At 68.7% G+C, this 20,505-nt stretch carries 20 protein-coding genes, 1 tRNA gene and 2 pseudogenes; 11 read left to right on the top strand and 12 right to left on the bottom strand.

What is annotated here, in order from left to right; genetic code table 11:
- Positions 1-380: 380 nt before the first annotated feature.
- Together V1227_RS30830 and V1227_RS30825 are read right to left on the bottom strand one after the other, a co-directional pair.
- A complete protein-coding gene (locus V1227_RS30830; protein WP_329788830.1) occupies positions 381-1,169 on the bottom strand; it encodes an SDR family oxidoreductase in 789 nt (262 codons plus the stop codon).
- A gap of 38 nt (positions 1,170-1,207) precedes the next feature.
- The gene (locus tag V1227_RS30825; RefSeq protein WP_329788829.1) at positions 1,208-1,570 is read right to left on the bottom strand and encodes a nuclear transport factor 2 family protein; all 363 of its coding nucleotides are present in this window, start codon (positions 1,568-1,570) and stop codon (positions 1,208-1,210) included.
- Positions 1,571-1,648: 78 nt separating this feature from the next.
- Between V1227_RS30825 and V1227_RS30820 the strand changes: the two genes are divergently transcribed.
- Complete coding sequence (locus tag V1227_RS30820; RefSeq protein ID WP_329788828.1) at positions 1,649-2,443, top strand: MerR family transcriptional regulator; 795 nt, start codon at positions 1,649-1,651, stop codon at positions 2,441-2,443.
- A 96-nt stretch (positions 2,444-2,539) separates the two neighbouring features.
- Here the strand turns inward: V1227_RS30820 and V1227_RS30815 are convergent.
- Positions 2,540-2,620: transfer RNA gene (locus V1227_RS30815), tRNA-Tyr, on the bottom strand.
- A 119-nt stretch (positions 2,621-2,739) separates the two neighbouring features.
- On the opposite strand from V1227_RS30815, the gene V1227_RS30810 reads away from it, so the two are divergent.
- Complete coding sequence (locus V1227_RS30810; protein ID WP_236216797.1) at positions 2,740-3,231, top strand: YajQ family cyclic di-GMP-binding protein; 492 nt, start codon at positions 2,740-2,742, stop codon at positions 3,229-3,231.
- Positions 3,228-4,100, top strand: a complete 873-nt coding sequence (rfbA, locus tag V1227_RS30805) for a glucose-1-phosphate thymidylyltransferase RfbA (protein ID WP_236216798.1) — start codon at positions 3,228-3,230, stop codon at positions 4,098-4,100. The genes V1227_RS30810 and rfbA overlap by 4 nt, the downstream gene beginning before the upstream one ends.
- On the opposite strand, the gene htpX is transcribed toward rfbA, so the two are convergent.
- From htpX to V1227_RS30785, 4 genes are read right to left on the bottom strand one after another with little or no spacing between them, the layout of a single operon-like run.
- Positions 4,097-4,957 carry a zinc metalloprotease HtpX gene (gene htpX, locus V1227_RS30800; RefSeq protein ID WP_236216800.1) on the bottom strand — a complete coding sequence of 287 codons (861 nt, stop codon included), beginning with the start codon at positions 4,955-4,957 and terminating at the stop codon, positions 4,097-4,099. The two genes, rfbA and htpX, sit on opposite strands and share 4 nt — an antisense overlap.
- An 18-nt stretch (positions 4,958-4,975) precedes the next feature.
- Entirely contained in the window at positions 4,976-5,428 is a 453-nt protein-coding gene (locus V1227_RS30795; RefSeq protein ID WP_329788827.1) for a 4Fe-4S binding protein, read from the bottom strand.
- Positions 5,425-5,952, bottom strand: a complete 528-nt coding sequence (locus V1227_RS30790) for an NADH-quinone oxidoreductase subunit C (protein ID WP_329788826.1) — start codon at positions 5,950-5,952, stop codon at positions 5,425-5,427. The genes V1227_RS30795 and V1227_RS30790 overlap by 4 nt, the downstream gene beginning before the upstream one ends.
- Positions 5,949-6,359 (bottom strand): NADH-quinone oxidoreductase subunit B, encoded by a 411-nt coding sequence (locus tag V1227_RS30785; RefSeq protein WP_090094656.1) that lies wholly within the window; start codon positions 6,357-6,359, stop codon positions 5,949-5,951. The genes V1227_RS30790 and V1227_RS30785 overlap by 4 nt, the downstream gene beginning before the upstream one ends.
- Before the next feature lie 225 nt (positions 6,360-6,584).
- On the opposite strand from V1227_RS30785, the gene V1227_RS30780 reads away from it, so the two are divergent.
- The gene (locus V1227_RS30780) at positions 6,585-7,616 is read left to right on the top strand and encodes a LysR family transcriptional regulator (RefSeq protein ID WP_329788825.1); all 1,032 of its coding nucleotides are present in this window, start codon (positions 6,585-6,587) and stop codon (positions 7,614-7,616) included.
- A gap of 253 nt (positions 7,617-7,869) precedes the next feature.
- Here V1227_RS30780 and V1227_RS30775 read toward each other — a convergent pair whose 3' ends face one another.
- Both V1227_RS30775 and V1227_RS40735 read right to left on the bottom strand, forming a co-directional pair.
- Positions 7,870-8,019: a hypothetical protein gene (locus V1227_RS30775; RefSeq protein WP_236216808.1), complete on the bottom strand. Its 150-nt coding sequence runs from the start codon at positions 8,017-8,019 to the stop codon at positions 7,870-7,872.
- 151 nt (positions 8,020-8,170) lie between these two features.
- A pseudogene (locus V1227_RS40735) lies at positions 8,171-8,521 on the bottom strand (transglycosylase SLT domain-containing protein); the annotation flags it as partial.
- A gap of 946 nt (positions 8,522-9,467) precedes the next feature.
- Between V1227_RS40735 and V1227_RS30765 the strand changes: the two are divergent.
- A pseudogene (locus V1227_RS30765) lies at positions 9,468-9,788 on the top strand (hypothetical protein); the annotation flags it as partial.
- Here the strand turns inward: V1227_RS30765 and V1227_RS30760 are convergent.
- Positions 9,741-9,962, bottom strand: coding sequence for a hypothetical protein (locus tag V1227_RS30760; protein ID WP_329788823.1), 222 nt, complete (start codon positions 9,960-9,962; stop codon positions 9,741-9,743). The pseudogene V1227_RS30765 and the gene V1227_RS30760 overlap by 48 nt on opposite strands.
- Before the next feature lie 181 nt (positions 9,963-10,143).
- On the opposite strand from V1227_RS30760, the gene V1227_RS30755 reads away from it, so the two are divergent.
- Entirely contained in the window at positions 10,144-10,443 is a 300-nt protein-coding gene (locus tag V1227_RS30755) for a GNAT family N-acetyltransferase (RefSeq protein WP_329788822.1), read from the top strand.
- An 862-nt stretch (positions 10,444-11,305) separates the two neighbouring features.
- Positions 11,306-11,671 carry a MerR family transcriptional regulator gene (locus V1227_RS30750; RefSeq protein ID WP_329788821.1) on the top strand — a complete coding sequence of 122 codons (366 nt, stop codon included), beginning with the start codon at positions 11,306-11,308 and terminating at the stop codon, positions 11,669-11,671.
- A gap of 1,468 nt (positions 11,672-13,139) precedes the next feature.
- On the opposite strand, the gene ddaH is transcribed toward V1227_RS30750, so the two are convergent.
- The gene (ddaH, locus tag V1227_RS30745; protein ID WP_442916391.1) at positions 13,140-14,024 is read right to left on the bottom strand and encodes a dimethylargininase; all 885 of its coding nucleotides are present in this window, start codon (positions 14,022-14,024) and stop codon (positions 13,140-13,142) included.
- Between the two features lie 75 nt (positions 14,025-14,099).
- Here ddaH and V1227_RS30740 point away from each other — a divergent pair, with 75 nt between their 5' ends.
- The 4 genes from V1227_RS30740 to V1227_RS30725 all read left to right on the top strand — a co-directional run bounded on the left by V1227_RS30740 (position 14,100) and on the right by V1227_RS30725 (position 18,386).
- Entirely contained in the window at positions 14,100-14,540 is a 441-nt protein-coding gene (locus tag V1227_RS30740; protein WP_166044709.1) for an Lrp/AsnC family transcriptional regulator, read from the top strand.
- Between the two features lie 9 nt (positions 14,541-14,549).
- On the top strand, positions 14,550-15,290 hold the full coding sequence (locus V1227_RS30735; RefSeq protein ID WP_329788820.1) for an enoyl-CoA hydratase: 741 nt from the start codon (positions 14,550-14,552) through the stop codon (positions 15,288-15,290).
- 211 nt (positions 15,291-15,501) lie between these two features.
- Positions 15,502-17,340: a 2-oxoacid:acceptor oxidoreductase subunit alpha gene (locus V1227_RS30730; protein WP_090094651.1), complete on the top strand. Its 1,839-nt coding sequence runs from the start codon at positions 15,502-15,504 to the stop codon at positions 17,338-17,340.
- Positions 17,337-18,386: a 2-oxoacid:ferredoxin oxidoreductase subunit beta gene (locus V1227_RS30725; RefSeq protein WP_236216826.1), complete on the top strand. Its 1,050-nt coding sequence runs from the start codon at positions 17,337-17,339 to the stop codon at positions 18,384-18,386. The genes V1227_RS30730 and V1227_RS30725 overlap by 4 nt, the downstream gene beginning before the upstream one ends.
- 65 nt (positions 18,387-18,451) lie before the next feature.
- Here the strand turns inward: V1227_RS30725 and V1227_RS30720 are convergent, their stop codons facing one another.
- On the bottom strand, positions 18,452-20,446 hold the full coding sequence (locus V1227_RS30720; RefSeq protein ID WP_329788819.1) for a sunset domain-containing protein: 1,995 nt from the start codon (positions 20,444-20,446) through the stop codon (positions 18,452-18,454).
- Positions 20,447-20,505: the final 59 nt, after the last annotated feature.

Below are 20,505 nucleotides of genomic sequence, written 5' to 3'. Positions count from 1 at the left end.
CGTGGCGGGTGGAGAACTCTCCAGAGATCGCCGCGCCCACCACGTTTGGCCTGGTCCTGCGGAGCCTACCGGCACGGTTGCGCGATCCGCTCCCGGACCAGCACTTGATCACGGGTCACGCGCCCGGCTCAGCGCCTCACCGGGAAAGTCGGTCGGGGGTCTCCACCCCGGGAACGGGCTCGCGCATCTCGACGATGTTGTCCGGGCGGTACGCGTCGGGGGCCGCAGGCTGGTCAGCACCTCGACGACGGGAGCGAGCTCCGGGTCGAAGGGCGGTGGCGGTCCGACCGGCTGGGTGGAGGACCGGTCCGCGACTCGCGTGGTCATGTGTTCTCCGTGCTGGTCGCTCGTGAGTGGCTTGCCCGGAACCGGCTCCCGGCTCAGACGGTCGGAACGGTCCCGCCGTCGATCACGTACTCGGCGCCCACGATCGCCGAGGCGCGGTCCGAGACCAGGAACCCCACCAGGTCCGCGATCTCCTCGGTCTGCGCGAACCGCCCCAGGGGCACGCCTCCCAAGGAGTCGAAGATGGTCTGCTTGGCCGCCTCACGCGTGAGTCCGTTGCCCTCGGCGATCCGGTCCACGAACCTCTCGTAGGCCTCGGTCTCGATCCCGCCGGGGCTGATCGCGTTGACCCGCACGCCGCGCGGCGCGAGCTCGTTGGCGAGTCCCTTGCTGTACGTGCGCAGAGCGGCCTTCGCCGCCGCGTACGCCAGGGACGCGTCGTACAGGGGCAGTTCCCGCTGGATCGAGGTGAAGTGCAGCACCACGCCCGCCCCGGACTCGACCATCGCCGGGAGAAGGGCGCGGTCGAGCCGCACCGCTCCCAGGAAGTTGAGGTTCAGCTCGGTGAGCCACTGGTCATCGGTGATGACCGCGAACCCACCGGGCGGCGTCGAAGCACCTCCGACGACGTGCACCAGGATGTCGAGCGCGCCGCCGGCCTCGGCGATCCGAGCGGCCACCGCGGTGGTGCCCTCGACCGTCGTCACGTCCGCTTCGATGAACCGGTCGGGGTGCTCGTACCCGTCGGGCATCGTTCGCGCCGTCACGTAGACGTCAGCGCCCATCTCCCGCAGCCGCTCCGCGACGGCCTTGCCCGAGCCCTTCGACCCGCCCGTGACCAGCGCCCGGCGACCGTCGAGACGATCGCGGTCCGAACCGGACATTCGTTCCTCCGCTGAAGATCGGTGTGGCACGGCTTCGGTCAGGCCGTGTGGTTGGCGATGACGAGTTCGGCGACGAGGTCGTCCCGCAGCGCGAACCGGTAGTCGAGCTCGGCGACTCCGCCCGGGAAGGTGCCCTCGATCCGCACGGTCACCACCCAGTGGTCGTCGTCGACGCGGCGGGCACCGATCTGCTCGGTCGTGTACTCGAACTCGGACCCGGCGTCCCGCAGGAACGCGTGGACCTCCTCCCTGCCGCGGAAGGTCTCGTCCTGGTCGACGACCACCGCGTCCTCGGTGAGGAACGACGAGGCGGTGTCGGCGTCGCGGACGACGTGGGCGGCGAGGAACTCGCGCACGGTGGTCGGGAGCAGATCGGACGGGAGGTCGGTGTGCTGTGTCATGAGCCCACCGTGCGGCCTCGCGACGCGGGAGGGTCAAGCCGTGGACCCTCCCCCGGGGAGAGAGTCCACAATGAACGGATGTTGACCATCGGGGAGTTCTCGCGCCTGACCCACCTGAGCGTGCGGACCCTGCGCCGGTACCACGAGGCGGCCCTGCTGGAACCCGCCGTGGTGGACGAGAACTCCGGCTACCGCTACTACGGCGTCGACCAGATCCCGACCGCGCAGGTCATCCACCGGCTCCGCGAGCTCGACGTCCCCCTGAGCGACGTGCAGCGAATCCTGCGGACCCCCGACCCGGACGTCCGGGCGGCCCTGGTCGCGGACCACCTGCAACGCCTCGAGGACGTGCTCGACCGCACGCGGGCCGCGGTCGTGTCGCTGCGGCGCCTGCTCCGGCCCGACCCCGCGCCGATCGACGTCGAACTGCGCGCGGAGCCGGCCCGGACCGTCGCGGCGGTGGAGGCCGTGGTCGCAAGCAGCGACATCACGACCTGGTACGCGGGCGCGATGGCCGAGTTGGAGGCGGCCGTCGGCGCCACCGTGACCGGACCACCGGGCGGCAACTACGACAACGCCCTCTTCGAGCAGGAGCGCGGTCACGCGCTCGTCTACCTGCCGACCGCCGCGCCGCCTCGCACCGGACGCGTGCACCCCGCAACCCTCCCGGCCGCGGAACTGGCCGTCACCACCCACGTCGGCGAGCACGACGGCATCGAGGTCACGTACGGCGCACTCGGGACCTGGGTGGTGGAGAACGCGATGTCGGTGGCCGGGCCGGTGCGGGAGGTCTACGTCGTCGGCCCTCGTGACTCGAGCGATCCCGCCGAGTGGCGCACCGAGATCGGCTGGCCGGTCTTCCGCGTCACGTAAGGGGTCAACGCGGAGTCGGAGAACGCCGAAATCGACCGCGCACGACAGAAAGGTCCCTGTGACTCAGCTCGCGCTGGTCACAGGGACCTTTCGATGTGGCGGGTAGAGGATTCGAACCTCTGTAGCTTTCGCGACGGATTTACAGTCCGCTCCCATTGGCCGCTCGGGCAACCCGCCCCACACCGTCGTAACGGTGCGGGCAGAACAATACATAACCCCTTCGGGAGGCCCCAAATCGGGGTACCCCAGTAGCATCGACGCTGGCTGTGACCCCGAGATCGTGGAGGAGTGAAGTCGTGGCGGACCCGTCGTTCGACGTGGTGAGCAAGGTGGACCGGCAGGAGGTCGACAACGCGCTCAACCAGGCGGCCAAGGAGCTGAGCACCCGCTTCGACTTCCGCGGGACCGGCACCACAGTGGCCTGGGCCGGCGAGGAGGCGATCACCTTCACCTCGGAGACCGAGGAGCGCTGCAAGGCGGCGATCGACGTCTTCCAGGAGAAGCTGGTCAAGCGCAACATCTCGATGAAGGCGTTCGAGGTGGGCGAGCCGGCTGTGTCCGGAAAGGTGTTCAAGGTCACGGGGAACCTCGTGCAGGGCATCACTTCCGAGAAGGCCAAGGAGATCGCCAAGAAGATCCGCGAGGAGGCGCCCAAGGGCGTCCAGGCGCAGATCCAGGGCGACCAGCTGCGGGTGTCGGGCAAGAAGAAGGACCACCTGCAGGAGGTCATCGCGCTGCTCAAGGGCTCCGATTTCGGCATCGCCCTCCAGTTCACCAACTACCGGTGAAGGGGATCGTCCTCGCCGGTGGCAGCGGGACGCGCCTGCACCCGATCACGCAGGCCGTCTCCAAGCAGCTGCTGCCGGTGTACGACAAGCCGATGATCTACTACCCGCTGTCGGTGCTCATGCTGGCCGGCATCCGGGAAGTGCTGATCATCTCCACGCCGGTCGACCTACCGCTGTTCCGGCGGTTGCTCGGCGACGGGTCGCAGTGGGGCATGTCGTTCGAGTACGCGGAGCAGGCCGCGCCGAACGGGCTCGCGGAGGCGTTCGTCATCGGCGCCGGCTTCGTCGGGGACGACGACGTGGCGCTGGTGCTGGGCGACAACATCTTCTACGGCCAGGGCTTCTCCACGACGCTGCAGCACCACGCGTCCACTTTGGACGGGTGCGTGCTGTTCGGGTACCAGGTGAAGGACCCCGAGCGGTACGGCGTGGGCGAGGTCGACGCGACCGGGAAGCTGCTGTCCATCGAGGAGAAGCCGAAGGAGCCGAAGTCGAACCGGGCGATCACCGGGCTCTACTTCTACGACAACGGCGTGGTGGACATCGCGCGCGGCCTCAAGCCGTCGCCGCGCGGCGAACTGGAGATCACCGACGTCAACCTCGCGTACCTGCGCGAGGGTCGTGCGCACCTGGTGGACCTCAGCCGCGGCTTCGCGTGGCTCGACACCGGCACGCACGACTCGATGCTCGAGGCCGCGCAGTTCGTGCAGGTGCTGGAGCACCGGACCGGCGTGCGCATCGCGTGTCCCGAGGAGATCGCACTGCGCATGGGCTTCATCTCCGCGCAGGAGTGCTACGCGCTCGGCGAGAAGCTCGGCAAGTCCGGGTACGGCGAGTACCTCATGGCCGTGGCGCAGGCGATCCGCTAGCGCCGGGCCATCTCCTCGAGCCTGCGGATGCGGTCGGCGATCGGCGGGTGGGTCGAGAACCACTTCGCGAACTGCTCCCCGGAGCGGAACGGGTTCGCGATCATCAGGTGGCTCTGCGACACCACCTCCGGCTCCGGTGCGAGCGGCGCCGCCCGCGTCCCCTGCTCGATCTTGCGCAGCGCCGAGGCCAGCGCCAGCGGGTCGCCGGTGAGCTCGGCACCGGACTGGTCGGCCTGGAACTCGCGGGAGCGGCTCACGGCCAGGCGCACGACCGTGGCCGCGACCGGGCCGAGCAACGCGATCAGCAGCAGGCCGAGCGGGCCGGGGCCCTCGTCGTCGTCGCTGCCGCCGAAGATCCCGGCGAACAGGGCCAGGTTCGCGAGCATCGTGATCACGCCCGCCAGCGCGCCGGCGACGCAGCTGATCAGGATGTCGCGGTTGTAGACGTGCGCGAGCTCGTGGCCGAGCACGGCGCGCAGTTCGCGTTCGTCGAGCAGGTCGAGAATGCCCGTGGTGCAGCACACGGCGGCGTTGCGGGGGTTGCGGCCCGTCGCGAACGCGTTGGGGGCCACCGTCGGGCTCAGGTACAGCCTGGGCATGGGCTGGCGGGCCTTCTGCGACAGCTCCCGCACGATCGCGAAGAGCACGGGTTGCTCCACCTGCGACACGGGCCGCGCCCGCATCGCCCGCAGCGCGAGCTTGTCCGAGTTGAAGTACGCGTAGGCGTTCACGCCCAAGGCCAGCACCAGGCCGATGACCAGTGCCGTTCGCCCGAACAAGCTGCTGACCAGCACGATCAGCGCGCTCATCCCGCCGAGCAGCACGGCCGTCTTCAACCCGTTGAAGTGCTTGTGCACGGTTGCGCCTCCGGGTCTTTACGTCCTACCTCTCAACGAACCAGGCCGCCTGCCAGTTCCTGTCGCCGTCTCCGGCGCGGCCTCCGCGGCCGGGTCGAGCGGTGGCGGCGGTGGCACCTTCTCGACCCACGTGGCGAGCACGTCCCGTTCGTGGACCAGTTCCGCCACGGCACCGTCGCCCTCGACCGAGCCCGTTCCCGGGTAGCCGAACTCCGGCGCCCAGTGCAGGGCGTCGAACGGGCAGACCTCGACGCAGATGCCGCAGTAGAGACACTGGCCGTAGTCGATCGCGAACCGGTCGAGGACGTTGCGGCTGCGCGGGCGGGCGCTGCCGGGCTGCTGCTCGACCTCGGTGTGGCTGGTGATGTGGATGCACCAGTCAGGACATTCGCGCGCGCAGATCATGCAGACCGTGCAGTTGGCCTCCAGCAGCGCGATGACGCCTCTCGTGCGCGGTGGAAGGTTCGTCACGACTGCTCCTCTTCACGGCGCGGGCCCCAGGACGGGTCCGGCACTCCTGGTGGTGCGGTGCGGCGGCGGCTCGGCGCGCTGGTGGTGTCCTCGCCCGGCTCCAGGCGGCCGGGCCACGGGCGCACGACGCGGGAGGCGAGCACGAAGTCCTTGCGCAACGGGTGGCCCTGGAAGCTGTCCGGCAGCAGCAGGTGCTCGGGCGCGCCGCCGACGGTGATGCCGAACATCTCGGCGGCCTCGCGCTCGTGCCAGTGCGCGCCCTTCCAGAGGTGGGCGACGCTCGGCAGCGCCTCGTCGGGGCCGAGCTCGGTGCGCAGCATCACGCCCTCGCGCGTCCGCGGGTCGATCACGTGCAGGAACACGGCGTGGCGCTGCCCGACGGCACCGGGGCGGCCCGCGTCCTCGACGCCGAGCCAGTCGAACATCACGAAGCCCCCGGCGTGGTTCGCTGCGGCCGTCGCGCTCCAGGCGGCGAGCTCCACGTGGTGGATCGTCTGACCGAAAGCGGTCTTCGGGGTCGTCACGCGTTCACCAGCCGGTGCAGCGCCTTGAGGCCTTCGAGCAGCGCTTCGGGGCGCGGCGGGCAGCCGGGAACGGCGACGTGGACGGGGAGGGCCTGGTCGATGCCCTTGGTGACGCTGTAGGAATCCCAGTACGGGCCGCCCGTGTTGCTGCAGGCGCCCACGGAGATGACGTAACGGGGTTCGGGCATGGCCTCGAAACTGCGGAGGACAGCGGGCAACATGACGTCGGTGACGGTGCCGGAGACGACGAGGACGTGCGCCTCACCCGCGCCGTCCACCGGCGTGACGCCGAGGTCGGGAAGGCGGTCGAGAGCTGCCATCACTTCGACTCCGCAGCAGGCGAGTCCGAGTTCGAGAACGGTGACCTGGTAGGTGGTGCCCCAGTCCAGGCGAGCGGAAGCCGTCACAACGGCTGAGAGTAGTACTTGGGGGCCCGCCGGCTCGCGCCTGGCGGACCCCCACCCCCCAATGATTCCCCCCGGAATCGGCTCCCACGCGTGGTCGCCGCGGATAGTTTTGTACACCGCGCGATAAGTGTCCAGGGATTTGCCGACAGGATCTCCAGGATATTTGTCGGCGAAATGCGGTCAAGTTCAGTTCAACTGATCGACAGAACACCAGAGAGGGTCTCGATGTCCGGCTCGTCCCAGTTGGTGCTCCCCACAAGTACCACGCTGCACCGCCTGTTGAACATGCCCGGAGCCCTGCTGGACACCACGATGGACCAGCTCAGGACACTGCTGACGGTGCACGAGACCCGTTCGGCGCTGCGGGCGGCGCGGGCGCTGGGGCGCGAGCAGTCGAGCGTGCAGAAGCAGCTCGACACGTTGAACAGGAACTTCCTGGAACTGTGCGGCGAAGCGCTCGTGGTGAAGCAGGGACGCGGAAAGGACGTGCTGTTCACGCCGACCGGTGAGTCGCTCGTCGAATTGGCGCGGGACACGCTCGCGGAGTGGCTCGACGGAATTCACGAGTGCCGCCGCAAGCTCGGCACGACGGTCACCGTGGGGACCACGCGGTACATGCTCGACACGCTCGCGAAGGCGTGGCACCACGTCGAGGACGAGTTCCAGGAGCGCGACGTCGACCTCAAGGTCGTGCACATCCGCACCAAGGACATCTGGACCAAGCTGGAGACGCAGGAGGTCGACCTCGTGTGCGGCAGCGTCGTCACGAGGGCCGGCGCGGGGTGGGAGCGCCCCGAGTTCGACGTGATCGAGTGGCGCCGGGGAGGGCTCGCGCTGCTGACGAACCTGCCGGAGACCGTCGTCGGGGACAAGGTGCGCGTGCCGGCGCTGCGGTCGGTGCCGCTGGTCGTGCCCGGCGCCGGGCTGATCGCGGAGTTCCTGCGCGGCTGGTTCGGCCCCGACTACCGGCAGGGGCTCGACATCGCCGCCGAGATCGACGAGATCCAGTACGGCATCTCCCTGCTGCGCTCCAACCTGGTCAAGGGCGCGATGATCGTGACGTCCGGCCTGGGAGTGGTGGCGGCGAACAACGAACTGCGCGAAGGCAGCGGTCTGCGCGTGGTGCAGCTCGCCGACGACTCGCTCGAACGGCTGGTGGGCGTGTTCGCCCGCACCGACGCACTCGCGAAGCACCCCGCGGACCACCCGTTGAAGCTGCTGTGGACCGCGTTCGAACGGGAGGCTCCGACCGTGTGACCGGTCGGCGCGTCCACCGGCCCTCTCTCGAGCCCTCTCGGGCCCCCGGACCCGGTTCCCCGTGCCGCGGGCGTCCTGAGTGGATCTCAGGGCCCGAAAGCGCTACCGGGAGCGGCTCCACCCTCGCGGTCTGACGCCTCGAACGGGCTAACCGACGTCACCCTCAGGAACACCAGCTCCCCCGAGGCGTTCCCCTGCCCCGAGAACGCGGAAGCGCCCCGGCCGTGACCGGGGCGCTTCCGCTGCGTGCCGCCTACTGCTTCGCGGGTGTCATGGCGTCGTGCTCAGGCCTGCGTTGCTCGACCCGGGGACGGTGCTGCGCCTGGGCCATCTTGGCCAGCCAGCTCGTCGCCTCCGAGCGGATCTTCTCCAGCTCGTTCTCGCGTGCCTGTTGCTCGTTCATCGGCCACTCCCTGCGTTCGGGGATCGCGTTCGATGGGAGCACTACCGGGCGTGCGCCCGCTAGGGCCGCCATTCTTGTGGGTGAACCTGATTGACAGCATTGCCCGTCGATACGTCCCCCGCACCCCGACGCGGCGCGGCGTGCCGCTTCCTCAGTACCCCAGGTACCCGCCACCCAGGTTCATGGAGACCAGACCGGGGTGGTTGTGGAAGCCGCCGTAGCGCGCGTAGGTGTAGCGAACGCCCGCGATGATGTTGTCCACCGGCGCCAGGATGTTGTCGTACCCCGGCAGCTTGTAGGCGCGGAACGTCGGGTCGATGCACTGCATCAGGCCCTTCGACGGCGTGCCGCGCATCGCGTTGGAGTCCCAGTTGTTCACGGCGTTGGGGTTGCCGTTCGACTCCTTCATGATGATCGTGTAGATCTCGTCCATGGAGCCGTTGTCGATGTTGGTGCCGTTGGCCTGCAGGACCTTGATGGCTTCCTTGATCCAGCCCTCGACCTCGCGCTGCTTCGCGGGCTTGCGCATCTCGGCCTGACGCTCGGCCTCGGCCTTGGCGGCCGCTTCGCGCTGGGCGTGCGCGTCGGCGGCGACCTTGGTGGCCTGCTCGAAGGTCTGCTGCGCGTACATCTGCTGGAACTGCAGGAGACGACCGACCTGGTTGCCCGGGTTGACGTCGTGCACCGTCTGGATGGTCTTGGCCTGCTGGTCGGGGAGAGCGCCCAGCTCGGCCGCACCCGCGGCGAGTTCGGTGGCCGTGCCGCTGGTCGCGGCGTTGGCGATGGCGGCGGTGCCGGCGGCGACACCCGCCGCGACGACGATGGCGCTCACGCGGTGGGCGAGCGGGACCTTGTCGTCCTCGACTCGGTGCGCGCCGGGTTTCACTGCTGCTCTGGGCACGACCGTGTACACGGTTCGGCCATCGGCCTTGCTGTGCCGGGCCAAGGGGAAGCCTCCTGCGTCGGGGAGCTTGGCCACCGGACTCTCCTGGCGGGGGATTCCGGGCCGGACCTCGGACCCACTGACTGCGGTTCCTTGTCCTGCCGGTGACCAAACCGTTATCGGCGGGCGAGAACGTAACCTCGCGTCACGAGCACAGGCAAGCCCGAGAGCCTGCGGCGTGACTCTCGTCACGTTTCTGATCAGTTGGACCCTGCGTTGCTAACGGACAGTTAGCTAGCCGTGTGTGTCCTGCGTGAGTTCATCGTTGCCTCCTGACGAACTGGCGACGCTGTCCGTCAGTTCGGTTCGTGCCTCGCGACCTTGTCGGAATGCGCGGTGCTGACCTGCGAAGACCTGATCGCCGGCCAGCGTTCTCCGAGTCTGACGAGGGGTACGGAGGAAGCGCGTGGGCGGTTCACTTCACTTGGGGCCTCAGGTGGGTGATCACGCCGAGGGACACTCGGAGGCTGTGCTCCAAGCTCGCTGAAGGCTTCGCGTCCGCGAGGTGGTGGACGCGCGAACCGCGCCGGGCTGCTCCGCCCCGGCTGTTGTCCCAGCGGCCGCGACGCTGCCGGAGGGCCTCGAGCACCCGGTCCGAACTGTCGCCAGGACTGCCGTTGAACGCGATCGCCACATCCGGCCGGCGTGGGTGCACCTCGTTGACGACGACCCGGAAGAGCTCGACGACCCCTGCGCGGACCTCGAACGAGCCAGCCTCGCGGCCTTCGACGGCGACGTCGCGGTCGGTTACACGAAGATCCAGCACCGCCCGACCGCCTCAGAGGTCCACCGCGTCTCCCTCGACGGCGGCGTGCACCCCGCTTACCGCCGCCGAGGCATCGGCACGCGGCTCGTGCGGGCCGGGATCGACGCGGCCAAGGTGCTGCACGCCCTGCACCACCCGGCGTTGGAGCTCGCCATCGACGTCTTCCGCCCCGACCGCATCGCTCGTGCAGGCCGAGGGGTTCAAGCCGGTCCGCCACCACCAGCGCTGGAGCACGGCCTTTCCGACGTTCCGGTTTCCGCCGATCCGCGGATCGAGCCGTGGTCGCCGAAGAACGACGAGGAGTTCCGGTCCGTGCGGAACGCGGCGTACCGGGACAACTGGGACGCGGTGCGATGCCCGTCCAACTCTGGAAGAACAAGGTCACCAACCAGACGTTCCGGCCTCGGCAAGTTTCTTGCTGCGAGACGCCGCGACGGCGGTGGGCGTGCTGGTGACCATGAACTGGGAGGCCGACGCGGAAACCACCGGCATCCACGACGTGCACTTCATCGTGATCGGAACGCTCCCTTCACACCGCGACCGCGGCGTCGCGAGCACTCTGATCGCTCATGCCCTGCACACCGTCTTCGAGCAGGGCTACGACCGCGCACTGCTGACCGTGGACTCGGCGAACGCGCACGGGGCGTCCCGGACCTCCGAGAAGGCCAGGTTCACGGCGACGAAGCGGTATGTGAAGTGGGCGTTGGAGATCTGAGCCGCCAGGAGCCCGGCTGGACCGCGCCCGACGAGACCGGATCCACGAAGATCCGCAGGTGAGGACACCTATGTCACCCGAACGAGCAAATCTATGGTGGTGGAGGTAGACAATCGGCGTTGGCTGTGTGTAGTCTTCTCCTCGTTGGAAGAGAGATAGATGGCACGGGAGATGACGAACTACCCGTGAGCAAGTGCAAGTCGGTCAGTCGGGCCAGAGCCGCAGTTCGAGGGCTCCGAGCCGGACGACCAAGGGCAGTCGGTGCGCAAGACCGGATGTAGTACGCAACACCCCGGAGCCGGCAGCCGTTTCATCAAGTGCAAGTTGCAGTTGTAAGCGCAAGACGCAGTTGAAGTCGCAAGTTGTAGTTGTAAGTGCAAGACGCAGTTGAAGTCGCAAGTTGTAGTTGTAAGTGCAAGACGCAGTTGAAGTCGCAAGTTGTAGTTGTAAGTGCAAGACGCAGTTGAAGGTGCAAGTGCAAGACGGTCAGATGTGCCGGGGCCAATCAGTGAAAGGGGTCCTGGCAGGTGGCCGAGGGCAGTCGGTGGAAGTGAAGCCGGCACGTGCATGAGGCCCGGCGCCGACAGCCCACGTGAGAAAAAGTAGTAATCAGAGGAGAAGGGAAGGGTTGCACACCATCGGATCGCCCGTCTTCGGCTGAACTCCGCCGAGCGGGTACCGCAGTTCCATCAGATTGGTAGGTGGTCTTCGGTTACGCACACGCGATCCCCGCAACGCCCGCTTTCACAGAGGTCATGCGGACAGAGAGAGCCGATCTCACGGTCGGCTAGGTGGAAGTGAAACCCAACAACCCTGGGGCCCCGGTGCTACGCACCGGGGCCCCTCGTGATGCGGAGGCGCGATGACCCCAGACACGATCGGAACAGCGGACAACGAACCGCGGACAACAGCCGAGAAGTTCGACGACGAGCACTACCCCGCCTACACGATGGGCCGGGCCGTGGAACTGCTCAACACGTCGGCGAACTTCCTGCGCAGCCTCGACGAGGCGAAACTCATCGAGCCGCAGCGCTCAGCCGGCGGACACCGCCGGTACTCCCGCCACCAACTCCGGCTGGCCGCCCGCGTCCGTGCTCTGGTGGACCAGGGCACGGGACTGGATGCCGCTTGCCGCATCGTCACCCTGGAAGACCAGCTCGAGGAAGCTCGAGCACTCAACGCCAAGACCGCGTCCGACGAGCCGCACTTGCCGTTGCAGGGCGTGTGACCTCTTTGAGAGGCGGGACGTCGAAGCGGTGAGCGAGCGCGTCGACGTCCCGGATCCCACTGTTGTGGGACGACATCGCCCTACTGCGCGCCTCGACCATGCTTTCCGCAGTCGCCGATCGGCCACTGCGAACATCAGCCTGAGCTTTGCTCGGTCCGGTTCGTCAGGGATGAAAACGATCTGCGCTGGCGTGCTCGGCAGCACGACACGACGCATCGCATCCGAGACGAGCGTGAGCCTGCAGAACCACATCAAGAGCGACTTGTGACCAAAGTTTAGGCGACCAATGCCCCGCGGACACGACCTGTGGCGCTTGCGCTGGCATTCCGCCGGCCGGAGCCCCGAAAGAGGCCCGCACATGCACCTTCCGCCGGACTTTGACCGCTACCTGCCGGTTGAACGCATCACGTTCGAGCAAGCGCTCAAATGGCTGATCGAGTACGACGCTCCTCTACGAGTGGACGGTGAGCACGCTCTGGCAGAGTTGAGTGAGATCGAGGCGGCTCATCTTCTGCACCGCGGTCGGACCGACAAGCCGCCAGCTCAACCTGAAGGCATTGACGCAGGTACACGAACTGAGAGAGCCCCCGGCGATGACCTCGCCGGGGGCTCTTCTTGTTCCACACATGTTCCAGGGACAGCCGCAGAAGACCGCAGTCAGCGACAGACGGTTACCTGCCGACGTTGACGTCGTTGGCAGCATCAGAGCAGGTCAACCCGCATATCAGGCCTTCACGCAGGAACAGCGGAACAGGACTGCGCGGGCGAGGTCTGGCCGCGCAGTTCCATCGTGCGGCGTTTGAACCGGAGACTCGCAGATCTCCTAGCTGCAGCAACCCGCTGTGGACAGCCCTTGTCCCGCAGCTGTCCCGCACCGCGCTCGAAGGCGGACTGCGGAATTTCAAGGACAAGCTGCCCGCGCGTACCAGCGGATATCGGTGTAAACGACGATGCCGGTACGGGTACGTTTCGTGCTCTGACAAGCGATCCTTGGGGCGGGCATGGCTCTGACCAGAAAAGGTTCTCGGCGGATCGTCGTCGACGGCACGATCTACCGCTGGCGCGTTCGGCACAAACCGTCGTACTGCCAAGGTCTCGCCTGGACGCCGTTGAGCTATGCAGTCGAACAGGCTGACTCCGCGGGAGCCGTCCTGGTCGTGAAAACCAGCCAGCCGCACCCTAGCAACTGGGTCAACGCATCTGCCGCTCCGGTCAGGCCGGCCGACGTCGCCAGCAGCATCCGCACAGCCCTCGCCCAGGGCTGGTCACCAACCTGCCCTGGGAAGCCTTTCGTAGTCGACCAGTCTGTGGACTTCATCTCTGGGATGTAGCCCGACCAACAAGACTTCTGGGCGACCAGACGGGGCTGAGCCCAACACGCTACGTCTGCACCGCGTGGGTGATCTGCATTGAGCGGAGCAAGCTTAGAACTCCGCTCAATGCAGACCGAGAACCGTGGAGCGGTTCGTCAGTCTCTGATCTCCATCGTGCAGCACTTCGGGCCGCCGCCCGACTTGCGCAACTCCGAGATGTCCACGAACACGGGCTCGAACCCGCGCCGCGCCACCTGCTCCGCCAGGTGCACGGCCTCGACGGGCATGACGACGTGCTTGCCGTCGGACACCGCGTTCAGGCCCAGGCAGACGGCGTCGTCGTCGTTGGCGATCACGGCGTCCGGGAACAGGCGCTTCAGGACCTGCTGCGAGCCCGGCGAGAACGCCTCCGGGTAGTAGGCGACCAGCGGTGAGGCGGACTGGTCGTCGAGCATGAACAGGGCCACGTCGAGGTGGTAGAAGCGCGGGTCGACCAGCTGCAGCGAGACGACCGGGACGCCCAGGACCTCCTGGGCCTCGGCGTGCGCGTGGGGGTCGGTGCGGAAGCCCGTGCCGGCCAGCAGCAGGGAGCCGGTCCAGGTGAAGTCGCCCTCGGCCTCGTTGACGGCGGTGGGCATGACCACGGACTTGTAGCCCGCGCCGAGGAACCAGCGGCGGAAGTGGTCGGCTTCGGCCGAGCGCTGGGAGGCGCGGAAGCGGGAGCCGAGGACTCGGCCGTCGATCACGGTGCCGCTGTTGGCCGAGAAGACCATGTCGGGCAGGCCGGGGACGGGGTCGATGACCTCGACGTCGTGGCCGAGGCGCTCGTAGGTCTCCTTCAGGGCCGTCCACTGCTCCACGGCCAGGGTTGTGCTGGTCGGCCGGGTGGGGTCCATCCACGGGTTGATGGCGTACTCCACCGTGAAGTACGTCGGCGGGCACATCAGGTACCGACGGGTGGTCGGCACGCGCGTCGGCACGAGGGGCGTTGCGATGTCGAGCGTGATCGGCTCGCCGGGCCCGGAGATGGAGACGGTCATGGATCGAAATGTAAAGGGCCGCTAGACCATCGAACAACGCCGCGACATTGCGTTGATTAGGGCAGAATGTTGCGTGTGGACAGCATCGACCAGCGAATCATTTCGTGCCTCATGGCCAACGCGCGCTCCAGCTACGCGGAGATCGGCAAGGAGGTGGGGCTGAGCGCTCCCGCGGTCAAGCGGCGGGTGGACAAACTGCTGGACACCGGGGTTCTGCGCGGCTTCACGGCCGTGGTGGACCCCGAGGCGCTCGGGTGGGGCACCGAGGCCTTCGTCGAGGTGCACTGCAAGGGGAACGTGGCGCCGCACGACATCCAGCACCGGCTGGAGCCGATGGCCGAGGTCAGCGCGGCCTACACGGTGTCGGGCGCGGCGGACGCGATCGTGCACCTGCGCGCGGCGGACATCCACCACCTCGAGACGGCGCTGGAGCGGCTGCGGGCCGTCGAGATCATCGACCGGACCGTGTCCACGGTCGTGCTGTCCCGGCTCCTGGACCGGCCGCCCGCACCCTAGGGTTCGGGCATGGCTGAGGTTCTGCTGGAGCACCACGACTCCGTCGCCGTCATCACGATCAACGATCCGGACCGGCGCAACGCACTGACGATCGACCTGTCGAAGGAGCTGCACGACAAGGTCAAGCAGGCCGAGCAGGAAGCCAACGCGCTGATCGTCACGGGTGCGCCGCCCGCGTTCTGCGCCGGCGCGGACCTCACGCAGCTCGGCAACTCCAAGGACGAGGGCCTCAAGCAGATCTACCGGGGCTTCCTCGCGGTGGCCGACGCCACCATCCCGACGATCGCCGCGGTCAACGGCGCGGCGGTCGGCGCCGGGCTCAACCTCGCGCTGGCCGCCGACGTGCGGATCGCGGGGCCGAAGGCGCGGTTCGACGCGCGGTTCCTCCAGCTCGGCATCCACCCCGGCGGCGGCATGACCTGGATGCTGCAGAGGATCACGAACAGGCAGACCGCGACGGCCATGACGCTGTTCGGGCAGATCCTCGACGCCGACGAGGCGGTGCGCGTCGGGCTCGCCCACTCCAGGGCCGAGGACCCGCTGGCAGCGGCCGAGGAGATGGCGCGGGCCGCCGCCGACGCTCCGGCCGGACTCGTCCGGACCATCAAGGCGACGATGCGGCTGACCGATGCGATGCAGGACCACGGGCACGCCGTCGAGACCGAGCTGCGGCCACAGGTGACTTCGATCGACACTCCAGAATTCGCTGCCAGGCTTGCCGCGATGAAGGCTCGGATCAGCGGGCGTTAGGTGTTACCTTGGGTAACAGGTATCGAGGGTGACGTCTGCCGCGTCCGGGTATCCGCTGGTAGTGCTGTGCTTACCGTCCAGTTGGGGCCCCGGTGCGGCAGATGGGACAGTTCGTCTCGCCTAGTGGTACACGGCCCGTCTCGCTGGCGGTCCTGGCGGCTACCCTCGCGGTGGGGCACAGCCACCCTTGGAGAGAGGTATCGGCGTAGGAATGAGCACTGAGACCCGCAAGCTGGATCGCGTCGTGATCCGCTTCGCCGGCGACTCCGGTGACGGTATGCAGCTCACCGGAGACCGGTTCACGTCGGAAGCGGCGGCGTTCGGCAACGACCTCGCCACGCAGCCCAACTTCCCCGCCGAGATCCGCGCACCACAGGGGACCCTGCCCGGTGTGTCGTCGTTCCAGCTGCACTTCGCCGACTACGACATCCTGACGCCCGGCGACCGTCCCGACGTCCTCGTCGCGATGAACCCGGCCGCGCTCAAGGCGAACGTCGGGGAACTGCCGGACGGCGGCATCCTCATCGTCAACACCGACGAGTTCTCGAAGCGGAACCTGACGAAGGTCGGCTACGACTCGAACCCGCTCGAGGACGACTCGCTCGAGCGCTTCCAGGTCCACAAGATCGCCATGGCGACGCTGACCATCGGCGCCCTCGAGGAGACCGGCCTCGGCAAGAAGGACGCCGAGCGCGCGAAGAACATGTTCGCGCTCGGGCTGCTCTCGTGGATGTACCACCGGCCGACCGAGGGCACGGAACGGTTCCTGCGCGAGAAGTTCGCGAAGAAGCCCGACATCGCCGAGGCCAACGTCCTCGCTTTCCGCGCCGGCTGGAACTACGGCGAGACGACCGAGGCCTTCGCCGTCACCTACGAGGTGGCGCCCGCGAAGCTCAACGTCGGCACCTACCGCCAGATCACCGGCAACACGGCGACGGCGTACGGCATCGTCGCGGCCGCGCAGCTGTCGAAGCTGCCCGTCGTGCTCGGCACGTACCCGATCACGCCGGCGTCGGACATCCTGCACGAGCTCAGCAAGCACAAGAACTTCGACATCACCACGGTGCAGGCCGAGGACGAGATCGCGGGCATCGGCATCGCCCTCGGCGCGTCCTACGGCGGCGCGCTCGGCGTGACGTCGACGTCCGGCCCCGGCATCGCGCTGAAGTCCGAGACCATCGGCCTCGCCGTGATGACCGAGCTGCCGCTGCTCGTGATCGACGTGCAGCGCGGTGGCCCGTCCACCGGTCTGCCGACCAAGACCGAGCAGGCCGACCTGCTGCAGGCGATGTTCGGCCGCAACGGCGAGTCGCCGGTGCCGGTCGTGGCGCCGCGGTCCCCCTCGGACTGCTTCGACGCCGTGGTCGACGCGTGCCGGATCGCGCTGAAGTACCGCACGCCGGTGCTGTTCCTGTCCGACGGCGCGGTGGCGAACGGCTCCGAGCCGTGGCTGATCCCGGACGTCGACTCGCTGCCCGACCTCACCGTCGAGTTCGCGACCGACCCGGAGAACTTCCAGCCGTACTCCCGCGACCCGGAGACGCTGGCCCGCCCGTGGGCCGTGCCGGGCACCCCCGGTCTGCAGCACCGCATCGGCGGCCTGGAGAAGCAGGACGTCACCGGCAACATCTCGTACGACCCCGAGAACCACGACAAGATGGTCCGCCTGCGCCAGGCGAAGATCGACGGCATCGAGGTGCCGGACGTCGAGGTCGAGGACCCGGACGGCAACGCCCGCGTGCTCGTCGTGGGCTGGGGTTCGTCGTACGGCCCGATCGGCGCGGCGGCCCGCCGGGTCCGCAAGCTGGGCCTGCCGGTCGCGCACGCGCACCTGCGGCACCTCAACCCGTTCCCGAAGAACCTGGGCGAGGTGCTCCGCAGCTACGACAAGGTGGTCGTGCCGGAAATGAACCTGGGCCAGCTCGCGTTGTTGTTGAGGGCGAAGTACCTGGTGGACGCCGTGTCGTACACGAAGGTCCAGGGCCTGCCCTTCAAGGCGGAGGAGTTGCAGGACGTGCTCGCTGACGTGATCAAGGGGGTGTCGGCGTGACCGCGATCGACCTCGGAATCCCCGGCTTGACCGGGGTTCCCACCACCGACGAGAAGCAGACGGCCAGGGACTACAAGTCCGACCAGGAAGTCCGCTGGTGCCCCGGCTGCGGCGACTACATCGTGCTCAACACCGTGCAGTCGTTCCTGCCCTCGCTGGGTCTCAAGCGCGAGAACATCGTGTTCGTGTCGGGCATCGGGTGTTCGTCCCGCTTCCCGTACTACATGAACACCTACGGCATGCACTCCATCCACGGCCGTGCGCCGGCCATCGCCACGGGTCTCGCCGTGGCGCGGCCGGACCTGAGCGTGTGGGTGGTGACCGGTGACGGCGACGCGCTGTCGATCGGCGGCAACCACCTGATCCACACGTTGCGGCGCAACGTGAACCTCAAGATCCTGCTGTTCAACAACAGGATCTACGGCCTCACCAAGGGTCAGTACTCGCCCACCTCCGAGGAGGGCAAGGTCACCAAGTCGACCCCGCTCGGGTCGCTCGACCACCCGTTCAACCCGGTGTCGCTGGCGCTGGGCGCGGAGGCCTCCTTCGTCGGCCGGGCGCTCGACTCGGACAAGGCCGGTCTGACCTCGGTGCTGCGCCAGGCGGCCGAGCACCGCGGGTCGGCGCTCGTCGAGATCTACCAGAACTGCCCGATCTTCAACGACGGCGCGTTCGACGTGCTGAAGGACGCGGACGAGGCGCAGCGGCGGATCATCAACGTCGTCGACGGCGAGCCGATCCGCTTCGGCCGCGAGGGCGAGTACTGCGTGGTGCGCGAGGGCTTCGGGCTCGCGGTCGCCAAGTCCGCGGACGTGGACGCGAGCGACGTCGTGGTGCACGACGCGTCGGACCTGAACCTGTCGTTCGCGCTGTCGCGGCTGTCGACGCAGGACCTCACGCACACCGTCACCGGTGTGTTCCGGCGGGCGAACCGCACCACGTACGACGACGGTGTGCGGGCGCAGGTCGGCGAGGCCAAGGCCACGAAGGCCGCGGACCTGGCCAAGCTGTTGCACGGCAAGGACACCTGGACCGTGGTCGGCTGACCGCGGAGCGACGGAAAAGGCCCCCACCGAACGCGGTGGGGGCCTTTTCCGTTGTGCTTCGAGGATCAGGGTGCCGGGCGGAACCCGGCCTTCTCCGCGTCGGCCTCCGTGCGGAACCACACGTCGGCCCGCGTCTCCACGAAGTTCGCGGACCCCTCGGAGTAGTAACGACGCCCGGTCAGCGTGGCCTTCACGGCGAAGTCCGCGGCCGGCGCCGTGCCGTCCGACTTCGGCAGCACCGAGCCCGGGCCGAACGGCGAGCGCGGGTTGAAGCCCTCCGGCTGCTGGAAGCGGGCCGGACCGGTGCCGCCGCCTGCCGGGGCACCGTTCGGGCGGCCGCCGGTGGACGGCGAGAAGCCGACCGGGCGGGGGCGCGCCGGGAGTGCGGGGGCGGGCTTGGGGGCCTCCTGCTTCGGGGACTCGAACGCCGCGAACGCCGGGAAGCTCTGCTGGCGTTGCGGGGTCGTGCGCCTGGCCTCGCGGATGGGCAGGCCCGCCTCGGTGTGGCGCTGGGGCAGGTGCACCGGCTCGGGTTCGGGCTCCGGCGGGGCGGCGAGCAGGGGCTCGTCGCTCGGCACGAACTTCGGGACGAACGGCTGGTCGTTCGACGTGTCCGGGAGCGTGCGGGTCTGGCCGAGGGGCGGCAGCGGCTCGTCGGCGTCCAGCAGCGGTTCGAAGAGCGAGCGCGGGCGGTCGGCCACCGGTGCCGCGGGGGCCTCGGGGGTCTCCGCGTTGTGCGAGAAGGCGGCGCCGACGGCACGCGGGGTGCGTTCCGGGGCTTCGTCGGTCTCCACACGCGGCTCGAACGCCGAGAACGGTGCGGGGGCGGGGGCTCCCGGAGCCACGAACGGCTGGGTGAACGAGCCGGTGTACTCGGGCTCGACGAACTCCTCGTAGACCGGTTCCCGGTGAGCCGGCTCCTGGTGGACCGGCTCCTCGCGCGGGGCGTGAGCCGCCAGCTCGGGCTCCGGCTGCGGCTCCTCGGCCGGCGTCGGCTCGAAGACGCCGTTGCGCACCTGCGGGGCGTCGAGGTCGATCGGCTCGATCAGGCCGGTCTGCTCGGCGGGCTCCTCCGGCTGGACCTCGGCCTCGGCCTCGGGCTCCGGCTCGGTGAAGCCGTCCAGCTGGCCGGAGATCTCGTCGCGCAGGCCGGGGTACTCGCCGGTGAGGTCGTTGTCGGGCCAGCTGCTCTCCTCGACGGCGATGAACGTCGTCTGCTCGGAGCGCGTCGGCGCGGGTTCGTCCTCCTGCTCGGCGGCCTCGTCGAGGTACGTCTCCGGCTCGTCCTGCGCCCACACCTCGCGGGGCTGGTAGACGAAGTCGTCGGTCTGCTCGACCTCGGGACCGGCGGTCGGCTGCGCCGCCGGGGCGCCGGGCTCGGCGACCGGCGGGACCGTGGGCACGTACGAGGTCTGCTCGGCCGGGAGCTCCGGCTCGTCGTCGAAGTCCGCGGCCTCGAGGCCGGACTGCGACAGGACCGTCGTCTGCTCGGCCGGGGTCTCGGCGGGCACCTCGTCGTGCGAGAGGCGCTCGAACAGCGACCGCGGGCGGTCGTCGTCCTCGGTGTCGGCCAGCGCCCTCTGCTCGGCCAGCTGCTCCTCGAAGCGGCGCTGCGCCTCGTCGGGCTCCAGGTACTGGCGGACCGGTGCGGACGGCTCGTCGTGCTCCTCGAGCTCCTCCGGCTGGTCGCGGCGCTCCTCGGCGGCGGGAGCGGACTCCTCCTCGACGACGGTCGGCGGCGCGGGTGCCGCGACGGGCTCGCCGAAGTAGGCGGGCGGCTCCACGTACGGCGCGGCGGCGGGCACGGGAGCGGGTGCCGGGGGTGCCGGCACCTCGTCGCTCAGCGACCGCGGCGGCGCGTCGGCCCACTCGTCGATCACGAAGTCGTCGACCGGGGCCGGTGCCGCGACGGGCGCGGACGACCTGCGGGCGTAGACAAGTTGATCATTGAGGTCGGCGATCCGCTTGCGCGCGGGGCGTACGTACACCAGCCAGGTGACCAGCGCTCCCGCAACGAAGGACAGCAGGCTCCACAGCCAGACCTGCCCGAAGATGTTCACGGGTAAGCCCCTTCTACGACCACACTCCGACCTCACTCACTCGGAAGGGTGAGCATGGC

Source organism: Lentzea sp. DG1S-22 (genome assembly GCF_036321065.1).
GTDB classification, from domain to species: Bacteria; Actinomycetota; Actinomycetes; order Mycobacteriales; family Pseudonocardiaceae; genus Lentzea; species Lentzea jiangxiensis.
Note: the sequence above shows the minus strand (reverse complement) of the source record. Positions and strands in the feature narration are given on the sequence as shown.